Annotated in this window: 12 protein-coding genes; 4 read left to right on the top strand and 8 right to left on the bottom strand. The window is 42.1% G+C overall.

Annotation, left to right across the window (positions count from 1 at the left end; all coding sequences use genetic code 11):
* The first annotated feature begins 90 nt into the window (after positions 1 to 90).
* Positions 91 to 2,685 (top strand): diguanylate cyclase domain-containing protein, encoded by a 2,595-nt coding sequence (locus ACRWP9_RS00180; protein ID WP_434927334.1) that lies wholly within the window; start codon positions 91 to 93, stop codon positions 2,683 to 2,685.
* Positions 2,686 to 2,784: 99 nt separating this feature from the next.
* Here the strand turns inward: ACRWP9_RS00180 and rep are convergent, their stop codons facing one another.
* Positions 2,785 to 4,797 carry a DNA helicase Rep gene (gene rep, locus ACRWP9_RS00185; protein ID WP_434927335.1) on the bottom strand — a complete coding sequence of 671 codons (2,013 nt, stop codon included), beginning with the start codon at positions 4,795 to 4,797 and terminating at the stop codon, positions 2,785 to 2,787.
* A 142-nt stretch (positions 4,798 to 4,939) separates the two neighbouring features.
* On the opposite strand from rep, the gene ubiK reads away from it, so the two are divergent.
* Complete coding sequence (ubiK, locus tag ACRWP9_RS00190) at positions 4,940 to 5,188, top strand: ubiquinone biosynthesis accessory factor UbiK (protein WP_226412923.1); 249 nt, start codon at positions 4,940 to 4,942, stop codon at positions 5,186 to 5,188.
* A gap of 90 nt (positions 5,189 to 5,278) precedes the next feature.
* On the opposite strand, the gene ACRWP9_RS00195 is transcribed toward ubiK, so the two are convergent.
* The 7 genes from ACRWP9_RS00195 to ACRWP9_RS00225 form a co-directional block, all read right to left on the bottom strand.
* Positions 5,279 to 6,937 carry an amidohydrolase gene (locus ACRWP9_RS00195; RefSeq protein ID WP_434927336.1) on the bottom strand — a complete coding sequence of 553 codons (1,659 nt, stop codon included), beginning with the start codon at positions 6,935 to 6,937 and terminating at the stop codon, positions 5,279 to 5,281.
* Between the two features lie 184 nt (positions 6,938 to 7,121).
* Positions 7,122 to 8,741: a methyl-accepting chemotaxis protein gene (locus ACRWP9_RS00200; RefSeq protein WP_434927337.1), complete on the bottom strand. Its 1,620-nt coding sequence runs from the start codon at positions 8,739 to 8,741 to the stop codon at positions 7,122 to 7,124.
* A gap of 325 nt (positions 8,742 to 9,066) precedes the next feature.
* A complete protein-coding gene (locus tag ACRWP9_RS00205) occupies positions 9,067 to 10,644 on the bottom strand; it encodes an FG-GAP repeat domain-containing protein (protein ID WP_434927338.1) in 1,578 nt (525 codons plus the stop codon).
* A gap of 123 nt (positions 10,645 to 10,767) precedes the next feature.
* On the bottom strand, positions 10,768 to 11,559 hold the full coding sequence (locus ACRWP9_RS00210; protein WP_434927339.1) for an EcsC family protein: 792 nt from the start codon (positions 11,557 to 11,559) through the stop codon (positions 10,768 to 10,770).
* A 296-nt stretch (positions 11,560 to 11,855) separates the two neighbouring features.
* Positions 11,856 to 12,353: a peptidylprolyl isomerase gene (locus ACRWP9_RS00215; protein ID WP_434927340.1), complete on the bottom strand. Its 498-nt coding sequence runs from the start codon at positions 12,351 to 12,353 to the stop codon at positions 11,856 to 11,858.
* Between the two features lie 99 nt (positions 12,354 to 12,452).
* On the bottom strand, positions 12,453 to 13,808 hold the full coding sequence (locus ACRWP9_RS00220) for a M20 metallopeptidase family protein (protein ID WP_434927341.1): 1,356 nt from the start codon (positions 13,806 to 13,808) through the stop codon (positions 12,453 to 12,455).
* Positions 13,809 to 13,932: 124 nt separating this feature from the next.
* Complete coding sequence (locus ACRWP9_RS00225; protein WP_434927342.1) at positions 13,933 to 15,375, bottom strand: MBL fold metallo-hydrolase RNA specificity domain-containing protein; 1,443 nt, start codon at positions 15,373 to 15,375, stop codon at positions 13,933 to 13,935.
* 128 nt (positions 15,376 to 15,503) lie between these two features.
* Here ACRWP9_RS00225 and ACRWP9_RS00230 point away from each other — a divergent pair, with 128 nt between their 5' ends.
* On the top strand, positions 15,504 to 16,139 hold the full coding sequence (locus ACRWP9_RS00230) for a flavin reductase family protein (RefSeq protein WP_226412907.1): 636 nt from the start codon (positions 15,504 to 15,506) through the stop codon (positions 16,137 to 16,139).
* A 1-nt stretch (position 16,140) separates the two neighbouring features.
* On the top strand, positions 16,141 to 17,148 hold the full coding sequence (locus tag ACRWP9_RS00235) for a phosphotransferase (RefSeq protein WP_434927343.1): 1,008 nt from the start codon (positions 16,141 to 16,143) through the stop codon (positions 17,146 to 17,148).

The raw sequence follows: 17,148 nt of genomic DNA on the forward strand, positions 1-17,148 counted from the left end.
ATTACTTGGATCACGTATCAAACTATGCTAATTATAGGTGTTGAAATAACGGATTTCTTTTTGGTATTTAATGGGATAAAGCAACTGCTAATGATAGATAAGGAAGTTAATTATCCAAAGCTGACCAATAACGTTGAATCACTTCAACGCCGTGTTATGCGTTTAAAGCGTTTGGCCGCTAAATATAAACGGGCGGAAATCATTCAAAATGCTTTATTAGGTATCTCTAACATTGCTACTAAAGCGGCATCTTTAGATGATTTCTATATTGGAGTTCATCAACATTTACAACGCTTAATTCCTGCTGACAACTTTTTTATCGCGTCCCAGAACCCCAAAACTGGCATGATGAGTTTACCTTTTTTTGCCGATGAGAAAGATCCCCACCCAACTGAGCTATACCCTGATGAAGAAATCTCTGCCATTTTAAAGCGCGGTATAACGGGCTATGTGCTTCGAAAAGGTAAACCTTTACTCTGTGACGACGCTGGCTTTAATCAACTCATTGAGCAGGGAGAAATTGAAGGCTTAGGGTCACCATGCCATCAATGGCTTGGGGTACCCATTAAAAACCAAGATATTGTCAGCGGTGTACTGGTGGTTCAAAGTTACAATGAGCACATTAATTACGGTGAACTTGAACTCGAATTAATGGGCTTTATTAGCCACCATATTTCTGGTGTGATGGAGCGTCTGCAACATAACGAGCAACTTGAATTAGCGATCGAAGAGCGTACTCGAGAATTAAGCCAAGCGTATAACAGCCTTAAATCAGAAGTAAAAGAGCGAGTAAAAGCAGAAAACTTACAAAAGTCATTATTCGAAATAGCTGACTTATCTGCTTCCAATGTTGCCGAGCATGATTTTTATAATCGTATTCATCAAATTATTAACCAACTTTTACCCGCACAAAATTGTTTTATCTCTTTCATTGATAAAAATAATACTTTGTCATTTCCATTTTATGTATCGGAAATGGACAGTGAACATCCAGCCAGCCGCCCAATGCAAGATGGTTTAACCGAATATATTTTGCAACACAAGCAGCCAAGGCTACTCAGTGGTGATGATATTAAAACCTTGATTAAGCATGGTGACATTTATGCCCAATCACCGGCACTGAATAGAACTGAAATGATGCATCAATGGATAGGCATACCATTAGTGATTAAGGGCGAAGTTGTCGGTGCGCTAACCATTTACAGTTTAGATACAAAACAAAATTATCAAATCAGAGATCTTGAACTGCTGACTTTCGTTTCACAACATATTGCTAATGCGATTGAACGCAAAGATGCGGTTGATTCATTAAAGCGCAGCCATGAATTGCTCGAAGAAAAAGTGACTACGCGAACCCAAGCCCTGGCACAAATGAATATCAATCTACAGGAAGAAGTTAATCAGCGCCGTAAAATTGAAGCGCAGCTTGTTCACGATGCCCAGCATGATAATTTAACCGGTCTGCCTAACCGCAATTATCTTATGGAGCGATTATCACAAGCATTGAAACATGTTAGGCGCCATGGCTTAGACCAGTTTGCGTTACTGTTCATCGATTTAGACCGCTTTAAAGTAATAAATGATACTTTTGGTCATCTTGAAGGCGATCGGTTTTTAATTGAAACCGCAAAGCGATTAAACAATTGTATTCGTGAAAATGATACCTTAGCCAGAATGGGTGGAGATGAGTTCGTGGTATTACTTGATACTATTCATGGTACTCAAGATGCTGTAGAGGTGAGTGAACGGATTTTGCATCAAATCAGTCAGCCATATTTGTTAGCCAATCAAGACTTTGTTTCGGGAGCCAGTATTGGGATTGCGTTCAGTAGTACCAGCCAATTAGAAACCAGCGAGTCCATATTACGTGATGCTGACAAAGCCATGTATAAAGCTAAATCAAATGGTAAAGGCTGCTATATCATTTTCGACAGTAAACTAAGCTACCAGTCCGAACTACAATATGATTTAGACCAGCAGTTAAAGCAGGCTATCAATCAACAACAAATTAAAATAGATTACCATCCAATATACGACATCGATCAAACAACCGTGCTGGCGATTGAGCCCAAAACACACTGGCACCATGATAAACATGGAAAATGGGACCATGCTAAATTACTGCAGCTGGCCAATAGCTCACAACTCGAACTCGTACTGGATGATTATATTTTCAAACGATTAAACCAAGACTATCCTCAACTGAAGCAACAATTTGGTCAAGACATACAACTATATATGTCTATTTCAAGCCAGCATGTAAAGCATAAATACGCGCTGCGAAATTTGAAAAAAACCGTCAAAAGTAGCGAAATAGATTTATCTAAATTAACCCTATTCTTCAATGAAAAGTCCCTAGTTAAAGACACTGAGAATCATCTCAACGCATTTGATATTATTAAGCAACTTGGGGGGAATATTGGCGTTGATCACTTTGGGACGGGTTATAGCTCACTCAGTAGCTTGAGCTTTTTACCGATATCAACTTTGATGTTAGATAACGAAATCAGCAAACATTTACTCAACGAAAACCAATTGAAATTAGTTAAGGCTTACCGCTTATCGGCTGATGCATTAGATTTAAAGATTGTGGCAACAGGTGTTGATACCTTACAACAACGCCAACAATTTTTAGAATTGGGCTACCGCATAGGTCAAGGACGAGCGTTAAAGCACGCACACTGATTAATTTTAGCCTTGCTTACTCATTTAACAATCGCCTTCGCCCTTTAACTCAGGCGGCACACACGTTAAATATCACCTTTTAAACCTCACCTAGACTTATTACTTTTTAAACATATCCCGAAGATTGGCAATGTTACTTTTACCCGACTCTACTCTTTGCTGTTCTGTTTGTTGTGGTTTGCGATTTTCCCAAATTAAATCATCCTGTGGCAGTTCCATCAAAAAACGACTGGGTTCACAGCGCATAGTCTCACCAAACTGTCGGCGTTCGCGACAAATAACAAACCACAGCTCACGTTGCGCCCGCGTAATACCAACATAAGCTAAGCGCCGCTCTTCATCAACGTTATCTTCATCAATGCTAGATTGGTGCGGCAAAATACGCTCTTCTACGCCCACCATAAACACAAATGGGAACTCCAATCCTTTTGAAGCATGTAATGTCATTAATTGTACTTGATCGCCGCCTTCATCTTCACTATTACGCTCCATCATGTCTCGTAAAGTGAGTCGTGTTACCACCTCGGGTAAAGTCATCGGCTCATCTAACTCATCACCCTCGAGCATTTCGGTGACCCAGCGATACAGTTCTGAAATATTCTTCATCCGCATTTCAGCCGCTTTGGCGCTTGTACTGGTCTCGTACAAGTAATCTTCATAGTTAATACTGCGGATCAACTTTTTAATCGCATCGACAGATTCGCCCCGCTTGACTATCTCTCCAGTATCAACAATAAACTGGCCAAACTGATATAAAGATTTTATCGCGGCAGGTGCCAGTTCATGGTTTAAGCCAGCATCAAAAATAGCTTCAAACATTGAAATATGTTTTTGATTGGCAAAGTTGCCTAAGCGTTCTAAGGTTGCTGGACCAATACCACGCTTAGGTAAATTCACTACCCGCAGAAATGCATTATCATCATCGGGATTAACCACTAAACGCAGGTAAGCCATAATGTCTTTAATTTCAGCGCGGGAAAAAAACGACGTACCACCACTGAGCTTGTAAGGAATACGGTTGGTCATCAACGCCCGCTCAAGTAAGCGCGATTGATGGTTGCCACGGTATAAAATGGCGTATTGACCAAATTGGGTACGGCCAACAAACTTATGCCGAATAATTTCCGCAATCACTCGCTCAGCTTCTTGTTCTTCGTTCGCTGCAATCAATACCCGCAATGGTTCGCCATAGGCTAATTCACTGAATAGAGCCTTTTCATACACATGGGGGTTATTAGCAATCAAGATATTAGCCGCACGTAAAATACGCTGGCTGGAGCGATAGTTTTGCTCCAGTTTAATCAATTTAAGCCTGGGAAAATCAGTGCCTAATAGGACTAAATTTTGCGGTTTAGCCCCGCGCCATGAGTAAATAGATTGATCGTCATCGCCCACAACGGTAAATCTTGAACGCTCTCCCACCAACAACTTCACTAATTCATATTGGCTGGTATTGGTGTCTTGATACTCATCCACCAGCAAGTATTGAATGCGAGTTTGCCAACGGGTGCGCACTTCTTCATTCATGCGCAGTAATAATGTAGGAATAAGAATTAAATCATCAAAGTCTAATGCATTATACGCTTTCATGTGCTGCGCATAGCGCTGATACAACATGGCAAATAACTGCCCTTGCTCATCTTTAGCTAGCTTGCGCGCTTGCAGTGGAATGACCAACCCACCCTTCCAATTAGAAATGGCTGACGCCAAAGATTTAATTAAATCTTTATCCTCATCCAACTCGTCTTGGGTTAGCTCTTTTAATAGTGCAAATGTGTCTTGATCATCAAACAGTGAAAAGCCCGCTTTTAAGCCTAACACTTTGTGTTCACGCTTAATGATTTCTAGCCCCAGGGTGTGAAAAGTAGAAATCCATAACCCACGCGCTTCTTTACGGCCCATAGACTGAGCCACACGTTCTTTCATCTCACGAGCGGCTTTATTGGTAAAGGTTACCGCAGCGATATTGCGCGCTTTATAGCCACACTTTTCGACTAGGTAAGCTATTTTATTAATGATAACTCGCGTTTTACCACTGCCAGCGCCAGCTAAGACCAGACAAGGGCCTGAGACATAATGTACTGCTTCATTCTGTCCTGGATTGAGTTTCATTAAATAACTTTCCCACTATTAAACACGAAGGCGGATCATAGCAGATGGTAACTTGGTAGAGTTAACAATTTTGACGTCATATTTTGCTGCCAGCACCTCCCTAAGCTACAATGGCTGCAATATTGGCGTAGGAAGGCAAATCATGATTAATCCAAAGAAAATAGAAGAAGTGGCCAAACAGCTCAGCGAAAACTTACCCAGCGGTGTTAAGCAATTTGCAGCAGAGTTTGAAGAGCGCAGTAAACAGGTGTTACAGAACCAACTGATGAAATTAGATGTGGTGTCGCGCGAAGAATTTGAAGTACAACAACATGTGCTATTAAAAACCCGTGAAAAGTTAGAAGCTTTGCAAGCCCAAGTCACTGAGCTAGAAAAACGCTTAGCTGAGTGATATCTCAACTCAATGCATGATAAACACCAATAAAAGCCTCTTTTTGAGGCTTTTTTATTGGTAATTATTATGGCTATTTGAACTTGTCCATCACATATCAAATTGACTATTTTGATACACTAAACGACCATTAACCCAGGTACTTATCACTTTACTGCGCCAAATATCTTCAGGCTCAACCTCAAAGTAGTCATCACTGACTAAAATGAAATCAGCTTTTTTACCCACTTCAATTGAGCCTATTATAGTTTCTTGATGACCAGCGTAAGCAGCAGATAATGTGAAACTATCAAGCGCTTCTATACGGGTAAGCTTTTCTGCCGAGAGCCAACCGTCTAAAGGTTGATTATCTCGGTCTTGACGGGTTACCGAGGCATGCAAACCAAAGTAAGGGTTAGGTGATTCCACCGGAAAATCAGAGCCGTTAGCAATACGGGCATTGGCATTCAATAACTTGCGCCATGCATAAGCTCCGGCTAAGCGTGCTTTGCCTAAACGATTTTCAGCCATATTCTTATCACTAGTGGCATGGGTTGCTTGAATAGACGCTATTACTCCTAATTCGGCAAAACGATTAATATCACTCACCTCTAGTATTTGTGCGTGCTCGACTCTGTGTCTTAAGGTGGGCGATTTAGTTTTTGCTATCGCGGTTTGATAGTTATCTAGCACTACCTTATTGGCGTTATCGCCAATGGCATGGGTGTTAACCTGAAACCCTGCTGTCATCGACTCCAGAATTAACTCAGCTAACTTGTCATTGGAATACAGCATTAAGCCTTTATGGCCATGTTGATCACTATAATCTGCCAATAAAGAGGCACCGCGACTGCCCAAAGCTCCGTCTGCCGATATTTTAACGCTATCCATTTTGAACATATTGTCAGCGGTTTTGAACGGCCCTTTGGCAAGATAAGTAGCATACTGAGGATCTTCAACCGACAACATGGCGTTAATACGAATAGGCATAGCATTAGCTTTGGCCAATGCTTGATAGGTATTAATATTATCAATACTCACACCGGCATCGTGCACACTGGTTAAGCCGTAAGAGGCTAGCGACTCCATTGCCGTGACTAAAGTCGACTCAAGCTGCGCCGCTGTCATGCCAGGAATAACCTCATATACCAAGTTCATCGCGTTATCGATTAACACGCCCGTAGGTTGGCCTTGGCTATCTAGAATAATTTCACCACCTTCTGGTGCTTTAGTGGCTGCGGTAATACCGGCGAGCTGGAGAGTTTTACTATTAACCCACAATGCATGACCGTCTATTCGACCAAATGCGACTGGAGTATCGGCAAAGACTTTATCTAAGCTAGTTTTTGTGGGAAATGTTTTACTGTCCCATAGCTCTTGGTTCCAACCTCTGCCGAGTAACCAACCCTGTAAAGGTGTCTGTTTTACAAAAGATTGTGCACGGCTAATGGCATCAAGTTCACTTTGGGTGGCCACTAAGTCAACCCGCTGAAGACTTTGACCATAACCCAGCACATGACCATGGGCATCAATTAAACCCGGTAATAATGTTTTACCTCTGCCATCAATAATGGTCACGCCTTTTTCAAGCGCTAAATCAGGTTTATCTATATAAACTTGCTCGATTTTATCGTCAGTAAACTTAACTGCTGAAAATGTTTGTAATTGGCCATTATTAACGCTGTAGCCTTGTATATTATGAATTAGTGCGGTTTCCGCCCAACTTGGCGTACAACATAATGCAATCAAACCTATTGCCAGTCTTTTCATGTTTCGTCCCTATCAGAATATTAAAATCAGCTCCCTATTAAATGTTAATAATTCGTTATAAGCAAGTCGATTAACTCAACTAAAGAGTCACCATAAATTGAGTACTTTACTGCGAGTCACTTTTACAATAGACACAAATAAAAAGGCCGCTAATCAGCAGCCTTTTTATCACATAGATAATTGTTTATATTTCGAATTTCTCAATCTCAGCCTCTAAACTGTAGGTGAGCTGTTTGACATCTTCACTGACACTGTGAGCCTGTTCAGAAACCGTATTAGTTTTAGAAGCCATGTCTGCAATAACTACAATGCGCTGTGCAGAGTCTTCGCCGGCAGCTAACTGCTCGGTAGCCGCTTGAGATATTTGCTGGCTCATATGGGCAATATCAGATAATGACTGGGCAATATTTTTAAGCTCGTCGGTGACCCGTGCTGACTTGGTGACAGTTTCTTCACTGGTCGCAATACTTTCTACCACAGAAGCCTTGGCGTCTTGGGTCGCCTTTTGCAGCTTATCAATCATTTGCTTAATCTGTTCAGTACTAGTTTGGGTGCGCTGCGCTAGTTGTCTAACTTCATCTGCTACCACGGCAAACCCACGCCCTTGCTCGCCAGCTCTAGCAGCTTCAATAGCGGCGTTTAATGCTAATAAATTGGTTTGCTCAGCAATGCCTTGAATCACTAATAATACGCTGGCGATGTTATTCACTTCATCGTCTAACACTTGAATGTTTTTACCCGCGCTTTCAATCTGGTTTTCTAATAGCGAAATCGTTTTAGCTGATTCTTGGGTAAGTCTATGGGCATTAATACCTTGCTGCTCTGCGGCATTAACCGACTGTGCGGCCTGTCTAGCATGTTCAACAACATTGGCAGACGATGCGGTTAATTCAGTAATCGCTGAAGCCACCATTTGCGTTTCATCATGCATTGCCCGCGTCAGTTGATCTAGCTCATTAGAGCGTTTAGCTGAGCCATCTGCCTGCTGATGAAGCGTGTCAGTAACGCTTTTAATTCCTTTCACTACGCCCTGCAAGCCAACTTGCATATAATTCATTGCGCCCACCACACTATCACGTTGTGCGGCAGAGAAGGCTTGATGCTGGCGTAAATTACCCCGAGATACACTTAACACAAATTGATGTACTTGCTCAATTTCTGCCCCTAGCGAGTGACGTAATTTAAAACCAAATCGAGCCAAGCTAAGCGATAAAATAATTGCCACAACAATCGCAAAACTTAATAAGCCACTGGCGACAGACCAATATCTTGCGTCCGCTTCAGCATAGCTGATGCCAGTCCCCACATACCAATGCCATAAGTCTGATTGTTGAACAACAGAGGTTAATGCAACGACTTCACCTTCTCTCTCTGACGTCCATTCATAGGTCAAAATCTTGCTAGTTTGGTTACCTACGAGTTGTTGTACCATTTGACCAATGCTTTTGCCATCTGCATCAACAAAGTCATTAAAGCTAGTTCCATGCAATTGCGGATCATGCGGTGTGGCAACAAAGTCCATATTATTATCAACCACATAAACATATTCAGAGTCGTGATATTTGTTCTCACGCAGCACTTGGATGGCTAATGCCTTAGCTTGCGTTTCGCTGAGTTCACCCGATAGTTGAAATTGCTCAAATTGAGCCACAATATTTGCAGTACTTTTCATTAATTGATTAATACGGGCAATATTATCACTGTGACTAGAGTCTGATAATGCACGTAAACCGCCCAGAGCAATCCCTAGATTAGACACAAATAGCAAGGTAGCAAACAAGATTATTTTTGTTTTCAATGTCATAGGGAAACCTCATGTTTATCGTAATACTGGAGTCGTATTTTGTAAATTTATTGCACTACTAGACCACAAAAATGACAGCGGTGTCATTATTTATTTAACTAAAATACAACATATTAAGATGACAGCGAAATAGTTAACAAACCAGTAAAACTGCTTGATATTGTGAACCTGTGAACAGACTCAGTTTTGATTTGGTGAGACGGGAAACAAGATCAATAAATTTCAAATTTTGGACTGTATTTACAAAAATAGGCTAATTAGATTCAATCTTTTGGAGATGATTTAATCAGCCTACAACTAACATTTAACACATTTTCGCTAAATATTACTCGGCGATAAATACCAATATTTTGCGCTGCAAGGCCTTATCATCCTGGCGGCCATAATGAACCAATAGATCATCTTTACCATCGTGATTAATGTCGGTCACAGACACGAGCGAGCCTTTTTGAGGTAAGGTAAATTCCAACTCATCACTGCGGCTAGAAAATGGTGACTCACCACTTTGGCCTTGAAATATTTTTAAACGTTTTTCGGTATCCGATAATAGTAACTCTTGAAAACCATCACCATTTAAGTCGCCTAGGGTAATAACAGGCTCACCGGTTTGGCCTGAGGTTAAACTAAAACTTAATTCAACTTCTTTAGCCACATTAGCCTGTTTGGGAAATTGAAACTCACTGTTCATTTTGAACACATACACATCTTGGTCAATGCTACCAGATAACAATGCGCCAACAATTTGTGACACGCCAATATCAAAACCCGACACCAATACTTCATCTATGTTGTCTTTGTCTAAATCAACAAAACTGAGTCCAGATAATGTGCCTTCAGCCCGAATAACGCTGGTAGGTTTACGGCCAAAACTGAGGGTATTGTCCTTGTTACGGCCAAGATACACCTCGTAATCGTTACTTTTATCAAATACACCGCTGCTTTTGGTATAGCGCACCACTAAATCTGTTATTCCGTCACCGTTAATATCGTCGAGTTTTTCAACTTTACGGTGCATCAAATTACTTTGATCTAATTGTCCGCCATAAATGTCACGCTTATTCCACCAGTTCACTCCGCTGATAGGCTGACTCACAGGAATAAATGTCGCCGATAACAAAAACTGACCGTTATCTTGCTGAAAATAGACTTCTAATAATCCCTCGCCCACTTTAATAATATCGTCTCGGTTATCAAAATTAGCGTCGGAAAAATACAAGGTTGGTTGACTATATTGTGCGCCATTATCGGTTAATTCAATATTGGGTAATAAAGGTAAAGACTGTGTGATAAAGGTCTGTATTTCAGTGGCGGGATCATTATTAGCTAGCAGTATATGCATGGCTTTAAAGTCACTTAAAACAATATCGGCAATGCCATCATTATTGATGTCTTTAACAAATTCTCCACGGGAGATGAAATCAGCTTGGGGAGTTAAGGTTATTGAACTAATACTGGCAGCTTTACTGATTTGGCTTTGCGTAGCCTGCTCAGATATTGACGCTAACGCAGGATGGCCAACTTGGTATTGCCACAAAGTGTCGGCACTTAAAAAGTACAGTTTTTGTAATTGTAATTGCTGACTGTCATCTTCAGGCTGATAAACATCGTAGCGAAACAGTGCTTGGCTTAATGGTTGTTTGTCTAATAAGCTTAATTTTTCTTGCTTAAAACCATAAATATATAGCCAACGTTGGGCATTATCATCGACACCAATGACAATAAGTTCATTGCCTTCATTGTCCATAATATTGGCTGATATAGCAGGCTGAACCAGTTCTATATCGGCATCAATGGTGTATTCTAAAAAGCTTAATTTATCTTTCGCGACGGTTACATTAGCATGTAAACCGACTAAAGCTAACGCACTGTACACTATCCCTTTTATGGCTGAGTTCAATCTCATTATTATGGCTATCCTTGGTTGAAACAAAGCGTACCGCTTTGATCTTGATTATTAGGTTATTGACTAAAGTAATGCTGCTTACTGCTACTTGTATTGTTATAGCACCTGCCTGGCCATAATCGTTTAGAGCTTTAGTTCAATGTCGTCATACCATTTACGCACAAGTGCTACGCCATATTTGCGCTCTAAACGCCTAACAACAAAGTGCCCTCGAGCCATGTCTTGAAAATGACTAATAAACAGAGTGTTAATGACCGCCCCACCGGCAGCGCCAATAGCAGGCACAGCCTGAGCAGCCATCTTTTGAGTCACTTGTATGCCAAAACGTTCCGCAATCAAGGCAACTAATTTAACTAACATAGGAGCCGCTTCTTTTGAAATCCCTTTACTGGCAACATACTCGGCGGCTTCCGCAATAGAGTTCGCTAATACGGTGCGCACAGCAAAGTAGCCTTGCTCAGATTGATCATCGTCAACTGTGTTTCCACCTAAAGCAAATACAGACAAGCAGGCAAGTTGTGTTTCAGGTTCAGTGATGATTTCACCTTCACTTCTAGCAATATCGGCAATTGAACGTAGCATAATGGTGGTTGAAATTGGCAGTTCAATAGCTATCGCGCTCAAGCCAAAAAAACCACCTGCGCCACCACTTATTGCTACGCCCAGTTTATGTAACTTATTAGATGAGTGCGTCCCTGGCTGATTTTTTAAGGTATACAAGGCAGCTTGACTTGCCTTCATCAAGGCAGCTTGAGTGACTTTAGTCACTGTTGAACTAATACTTTTTGGCAGCAAGGCAAAGCCTTTTTCAATAGGCGCGCCGATGTAATCGGTTAACTTAGCCGCCAGCCCAGGGTTTTCAAGCAACTGTTTAGCTTGCTGTAAAGATTTAAATTCTGTATCTGTAAGCGGCATAGTATTCTCGATAAACCTTCTTTCTCGATAAACCAGCTATTAGCACATACTTATCTACACCTAAATTAGTATGATGTATTAGTTTTATCATCAATAGATAACGGAATGAAGCTGTGAGTAAAAGTTAGTGGTAATAGTGACAAGGTTTTTGGTAACAGCCTGTAACAATCTGTCGTAACATTCTGCCTATATTAGGTAATTATGGTCTATCTCAATAACGCCAACCCACTACCGAATCGAGTCCCCTCAATCGGTAATGAATTTTATTTAGCCGCTGTGATGCTCACTCGTTATGCTTAGTTGGTTATCGTCACCGACTCAATAATAATTGGCTCTTTGGGTACATCTTCATGGCCAGCAATCGTTGCCGTTTTAACCTTTTCAATCTGTTTCACCACCTCAATACCTGCACTGACCTTGCCAAACACAGCATAACCCCAACCATTGTTAGTGGTGGCGGTATGATCTAGAAAGCTGTTGTTAGCAGTGTTGATAAAAAACTGCCCAGTAGCTGAATGCGGTGCATCTGTGCGTGCCATTGCAATGGTACCTAATACATTACTTAAACCACGATTCGCTTCATTGGCTATCGGATCATGAGTGGGTTTTTCAGCCATGTCGGCGGTAAATCCACCCCCTTGGATCATAAATCCTTTAATCACACGGTGAAAAATAGTCTGATCATAAAATCCTTCCTGGCAGTATCTGATGAAGTTTTTCGCGCTAACTGGGGCTTTTTCCATATCGAGTTCGATGTGAATATCGCCGACATTGGTGGTAAAAATAATGGTCATGGGAGCTCGATAATGAATGAGTGATTTCGTGGCATTATAACCACTTATTATAAAAAATAGCTGAAATAAAAATGCCTGCATATGCAGGCATTGTTAGATTTACTGATTAAACAAATCTATCGCAGCTCGGGTCATTGATCTCACCCCTGTGCTGATAGTTAACCGATAATCTGGGGCAAATTGGCTTGAATGCAGTGACGGTAAAGTGTCTCCTTTAGCCACGCTATCGGCATATATTTGAGGCTCAACTGCGCCTAACCAGAATAAAGTGATAGGTACTTTTTCGGCAGTCCTGCCGTATAAGCCAAAATCTTCACCGGCCATAACTTGTGGCGCAACGAGCACATTGTCTGCACCAATTTCAGCTTCAATACTGGCTTTCACTTTTGCCGCTAACATCGGGTCGTTATAGGTAGAGGGGATGGTTTCATCATCATGCACATTCACTTCAGGCATCAGCTCTTCTGGCAAACCCGCGCTAATGGCTATGCCTTTAGTTATCCTTTTTATCGCCGCGATTTGTTGCTCACGGACATCAGGATTATATGAGCGTAACGTTAGCTGTAACATCACTTCATTAGAAATAATATTATGCTTTGATCCGCCGTGAATAGACCCCACTGTGACCACATTGGGCTCAAGTGGAGATATCTCACGGCTCGGAATGGTTTGCAGTGCCATCACAGTGCGCGCGGCTAAGACAATAGGGTCTATTGTGGTGTGTGGGTATGCGCCATGGCCACCTTTACCTTTGATTTTGATATCGACAGAATCGACATTTGCCAGGGCATAACCACTAATGGCACCGACTTTACCTGCGGGAATTGTCGCACTAACATGCAGACCTAATACGGCATCTGGGGTTGAAAACTGGCTAAACAAGCCTTGCTTTAACATGGCTTTAGCACCACCGCCCACTTCCTCAGCAGGTTGAGCGACCATCATAAGCGTGCCTTTCCAATCGGCTTTATGTTGCATTAACTGCTGCGCCGTACCAATTAAGCTAGTCATGTGAATATCATGGCCACAGCCATGCATTACACCCACTTTATTATTGCTGGCATCAAGTGTGGTTACCTTAGAGGCATAGGATTTGCCTGTTTGTTCAATAATGGGTAAACCGTCGGCATCGGCGCGGATCATAATAGTCGGTCCTTTACCATTTTTGAGTATCCCAACCACGCCGTAACCGCCAAAATTTTCGGTCACGGTAAATCCTAGACGGGTTAATTCCTGCGCCATTCGAGCGCTGGAATTTTTTTCATGGTACGACAACTCAGGGTTCTGGTGTAAGTGAATATAAAGCGATTCTAATTGTGGTAAGGCTTTGTTAACGCTGCTAGATAATGGCACATTTGCGTTAGCAAACGCAGGATTAAGAATAATAGGTAACGCAAGCAATGACCCCTGCAAACAAGCCATTGCAGAGGACGGTAATAACTTATATATCAGCATTTGATTTCAACATGTCAGTAAAGGTTATTTAACAAGCTAACACATTAAAATCCATTTACAGAGTCATAAAATCTCCGCTTTTTAAGTGTAAAGGCCTAAGACTATCTGGACATAACTGACCTCATTAACTAGGTACCCATACTAATTCAGGTAAGGCATTCAAGTCTAAACAGTTGCCCTTTTCAACAATTACCCCTTTTTTGGGAGCTAATTGCGGGTCCTGACTTAACATCTCAAGCAATGTTTTTTGTGAATCAGGCTCTCCGTGAACTAAGACCACAGGAGGATTGCCAACAAAATGACGATACCAACTTAAGAGTTCGGCCTGATCAGCATGGGCAGAAAGCCCACCAATAGTATGAATTTTGGCATCCACTTTTATACTTTGACCGTGAATAGTTAGCTCTTTAGCCCCATCGACGAGCAGACGCCCTGGAGTACCTAAAGCTTGATAGCCACAGATAATAATATCGGTGCCCTTGCGCGCAAGGTTATGGGCTAGATGGTTACGAATGCGACCGCCATTACACATGCCACTACCGGCAATAATAATTAGCCCTTCATGTATATCATTAAGCTCGATTGACTCTTCTGTGCTGCTAGTAAATTCGGCGGTAGATAATAAGGGATGTTGCCCAGGCGATAAACGAGTAAAACGCTTAAAGTCTTCATCCATCAATGGATAGTTATTCACATAAACCTGGGTTGCTTTAATTGCCATCGGACTATCAAGACAAATTCGCCAGCGCGATAAATCCCATTCTTTGGCATAAATATGGAATAAATACAGTAATTCTTGCGCCCGTCCCACTGAAAAAGCTGGCAGTAAAATATTGCCACGGCTTTTATGAATGGTAGTGGCAAAGATGCCTTTAAGCTCTGTCAGGGTATCTTGCCAGCTTCGATGCTGACGGTTGCCGTAGGTGCTTTCCATCATAACTAAGTCTGCATGTTCTATCATGGTGGGGTCTGACAGAATTGGCATGCCTTCACGGCCAAGATCCCCGCTGAACACCAGCTTTTTTTGCTCAGGTTGCTGCCCCAACCAAAGCTCGACTACCGCAGAACCTAAAATATGACCCGCATCGGATAGCGTCGCTTCGATATCGTCTGTTACCGCAAAACGTTGGCCGTATTCTAGGGCAACAAACTGGGTTAAGACCTGTTCAACATCGTCCTGGGTGAACAAAGGCTCAAGCGGTGTTAAGTCATTTTTGGCACGTTTTTTATTTTGCCGCTCGGTGTCTCGCTCTTGCAGCATAGCGGCATCTTTTAACATAATAGCGCACAGCTCTGCCGAGGCTTTATGGGTATAAATTGGGCCAGTAAACCCTTGCTTTGCTAATAGCGGTAAGCGACCTGAATGATCAATATGGGCATGACTTAATACCACGGCACTAATAAGATCAGGCCGAAAATCAAATGGATCACGGTTACGCAGCTCATCCGCCTTGCCACCTTGAATTAATCCACAATCAAGTAATATAGATTGCTGGTTAACTGTAATTAGATGACAAGATCCAGTAACCTCTTGTGTCGCGCCTAAAAATCGCAATGTCATTTGCATGCTAATCTCCAATTTGTATGCTAGATATCACTCTGATGATTTAATATTAGGCTGTTCGCAACAAAAAGGCGGGAGCTGGATCATAAATGTTCAAAAAACAAACATTCATCACAATAAGGAACTGACTAATGGCTCAAGACGATCGCTATTTTTATCAACCGAGTGAAGGCCATGGGTTAGCCCACGATCCGCTTAATGCCATTATCAGTCCACGCCCAATAGGCTGGATTTCATCACGCAATGGCAAAGGCCAACGCAATCTTGCGCCCTATAGCTTTTTTAACTGTTTCAATTACACCCCGCCCATTATCGGTTTTGCCAGCACAGCTTGGAAAGACAGCGTGGCCAATATTGTAGAAACCGGCGAATTTGTGTGGAACTTAACCACCCGTGAATTAGCTGAAAAAATGAATCAAACATCGGCGGCTTTACCCCACGGTGAAGATGAGTTTGCCTTTGCGGGCTTAACCCCTGCACCGAGTAAATTGATTGGGGTAGACAGAGTGGCGGAAAGTCCGGTGAACTTTGAATGCAAGTTAACCCAATGCATTCAATTAAAAGATGCCAATGGCCAAGATATTGATACCTGGCTAGTGCTTGGTGAAGTCATTGCGGTGCATATCGCCAATCACCTGATTGATGACAATGGTATCTATCAAACCACACTCGCTGAACCCGTTATGAGAGCAGGCGGCCCAACCGCGTATTACACAGTTACCGAAGATAATCGGTTTGATTTATCCCGCCCGGTTATGCCAAAGTAATATGCAATCACAACAGTTAGCAAAAATCGTTAACACCCTTGGCGCGCAAAGCGTCTCCCATGTTGACACGATTCAATCACTTTGGGGCGGTTATGGTGAGCTTGTTAGAGTCTATTTGACGGGTTATCACTGTGCATCGGTCATTGTTAAACATATTCAATTCCCACAGCCCAAAACTCATCCCAGAGGCTGGGCCACTGATTTATCACACCAGCGGAAACTCCAATCGTATCAAATAGAAAGTTATTGGTATCTGCATTACGCCAATCTCTGTACGGCTGATTCTTGTCTACCAAAATGTCTATGGATTGAAACAACTGACCACGAGACACTGCTCATTTTAGAAGATTTAGCCGTACTCGGTTTCAATCGTGTTAACCCCCAACCAACACAATCGGTTATTCAGGCCTGTTTAACCTGGCTGGCTCATTTTCATGGCCGATTTATGCAGCATACTGGCGAGGGATTATGGCCGATTGGCACATACTGGCACTTAGCGACAAGGCCAGATGAACTTGAGGTATTACAAGATGATAAACTCAAAAATGCGGCTGCTTCGTTAGATAGCATCCTTAATAATTGCCCGTTTAAAACCTTAGTACACGGAGATGCAAAGCTAGCCAACTTTTGTTTTACCCCTGACTCAACTAAGGCGGCTGCGGTCGATTTTCAATACATTGGCAAAGGCTGCGGCATGAAAGATGTGGCCTATTTACTCAGTAGTGTGATGGTATTTAATCAACCCACAGCGAGCATAGAGCAAGCCGTAGATCAGTATCTTGATTTTTATTTCAAGCAATTAACCACCAGCGTTGCGCACTACCACCCTGCTATCAATTCAGCACAACTCGAAAGCACATGGCGACCGCTATACGCCATTGCCTGGGCTGACTTTCATCGTTTTATTAAAGGCTGGAGCCCAGAGCATCCTAAAATAAATGCCTACTCTGAAACCTTAACCTTAAAAGCACTGGCGCTGTTAGCCGCTGAAAACGATTACAACAGCTAA

Origin of the sequence: Shewanella sp. HL-SH2 (genome assembly GCF_051164935.1) — a bacterium.
GTDB lineage: Bacteria > Pseudomonadota > Gammaproteobacteria > Enterobacterales > Shewanellaceae > Shewanella > Shewanella glacialimarina.

Bases quoted from the DNA above. Each gene is read 5' to 3' on its own strand.
- ACRWP9_RS00180 (WP_434927334.1), top strand. From the start codon at position 91: ATGATAGATAAGGAAGTTAATTATCCAAAGCTGACCAATAACGTTGAA.
- rep (WP_434927335.1), bottom strand. From the start codon at position 4,797: ATGAAACTCAATCCAGGACAGAATGAAGCAGTACATTATGTCTCAGGC.
- ubiK (WP_226412923.1), top strand. From the start codon at position 4,940: ATGATTAATCCAAAGAAAATAGAAGAAGTGGCCAAACAGCTCAGCGAA.
- ACRWP9_RS00195 (WP_434927336.1), bottom strand. From the start codon at position 6,937: ATGAAAAGACTGGCAATAGGTTTGATTGCATTATGTTGTACGCCAAGT.
- ACRWP9_RS00200 (WP_434927337.1), bottom strand. From the start codon at position 8,741: ATGACATTGAAAACAAAAATAATCTTGTTTGCTACCTTGCTATTTGTG.
- ACRWP9_RS00205 (WP_434927338.1), bottom strand. From the start codon at position 10,644: ATGAGATTGAACTCAGCCATAAAAGGGATAGTGTACAGTGCGTTAGCT.
- ACRWP9_RS00210 (WP_434927339.1), bottom strand. From the start codon at position 11,559: ATGCCGCTTACAGATACAGAATTTAAATCTTTACAGCAAGCTAAACAG.
- ACRWP9_RS00215 (WP_434927340.1), bottom strand. From the start codon at position 12,353: ATGACCATTATTTTTACCACCAATGTCGGCGATATTCACATCGAACTC.
- ACRWP9_RS00220 (WP_434927341.1), bottom strand. From the start codon at position 13,808: ATGCTGATATATAAGTTATTACCGTCCTCTGCAATGGCTTGTTTGCAG.
- ACRWP9_RS00225 (WP_434927342.1), bottom strand. From the start codon at position 15,375: ATGCAAATGACATTGCGATTTTTAGGCGCGACACAAGAGGTTACTGGA.
- ACRWP9_RS00230 (WP_226412907.1), top strand. From the start codon at position 15,504: ATGGCTCAAGACGATCGCTATTTTTATCAACCGAGTGAAGGCCATGGG.
- ACRWP9_RS00235 (WP_434927343.1), top strand. From the start codon at position 16,141: ATGCAATCACAACAGTTAGCAAAAATCGTTAACACCCTTGGCGCGCAA.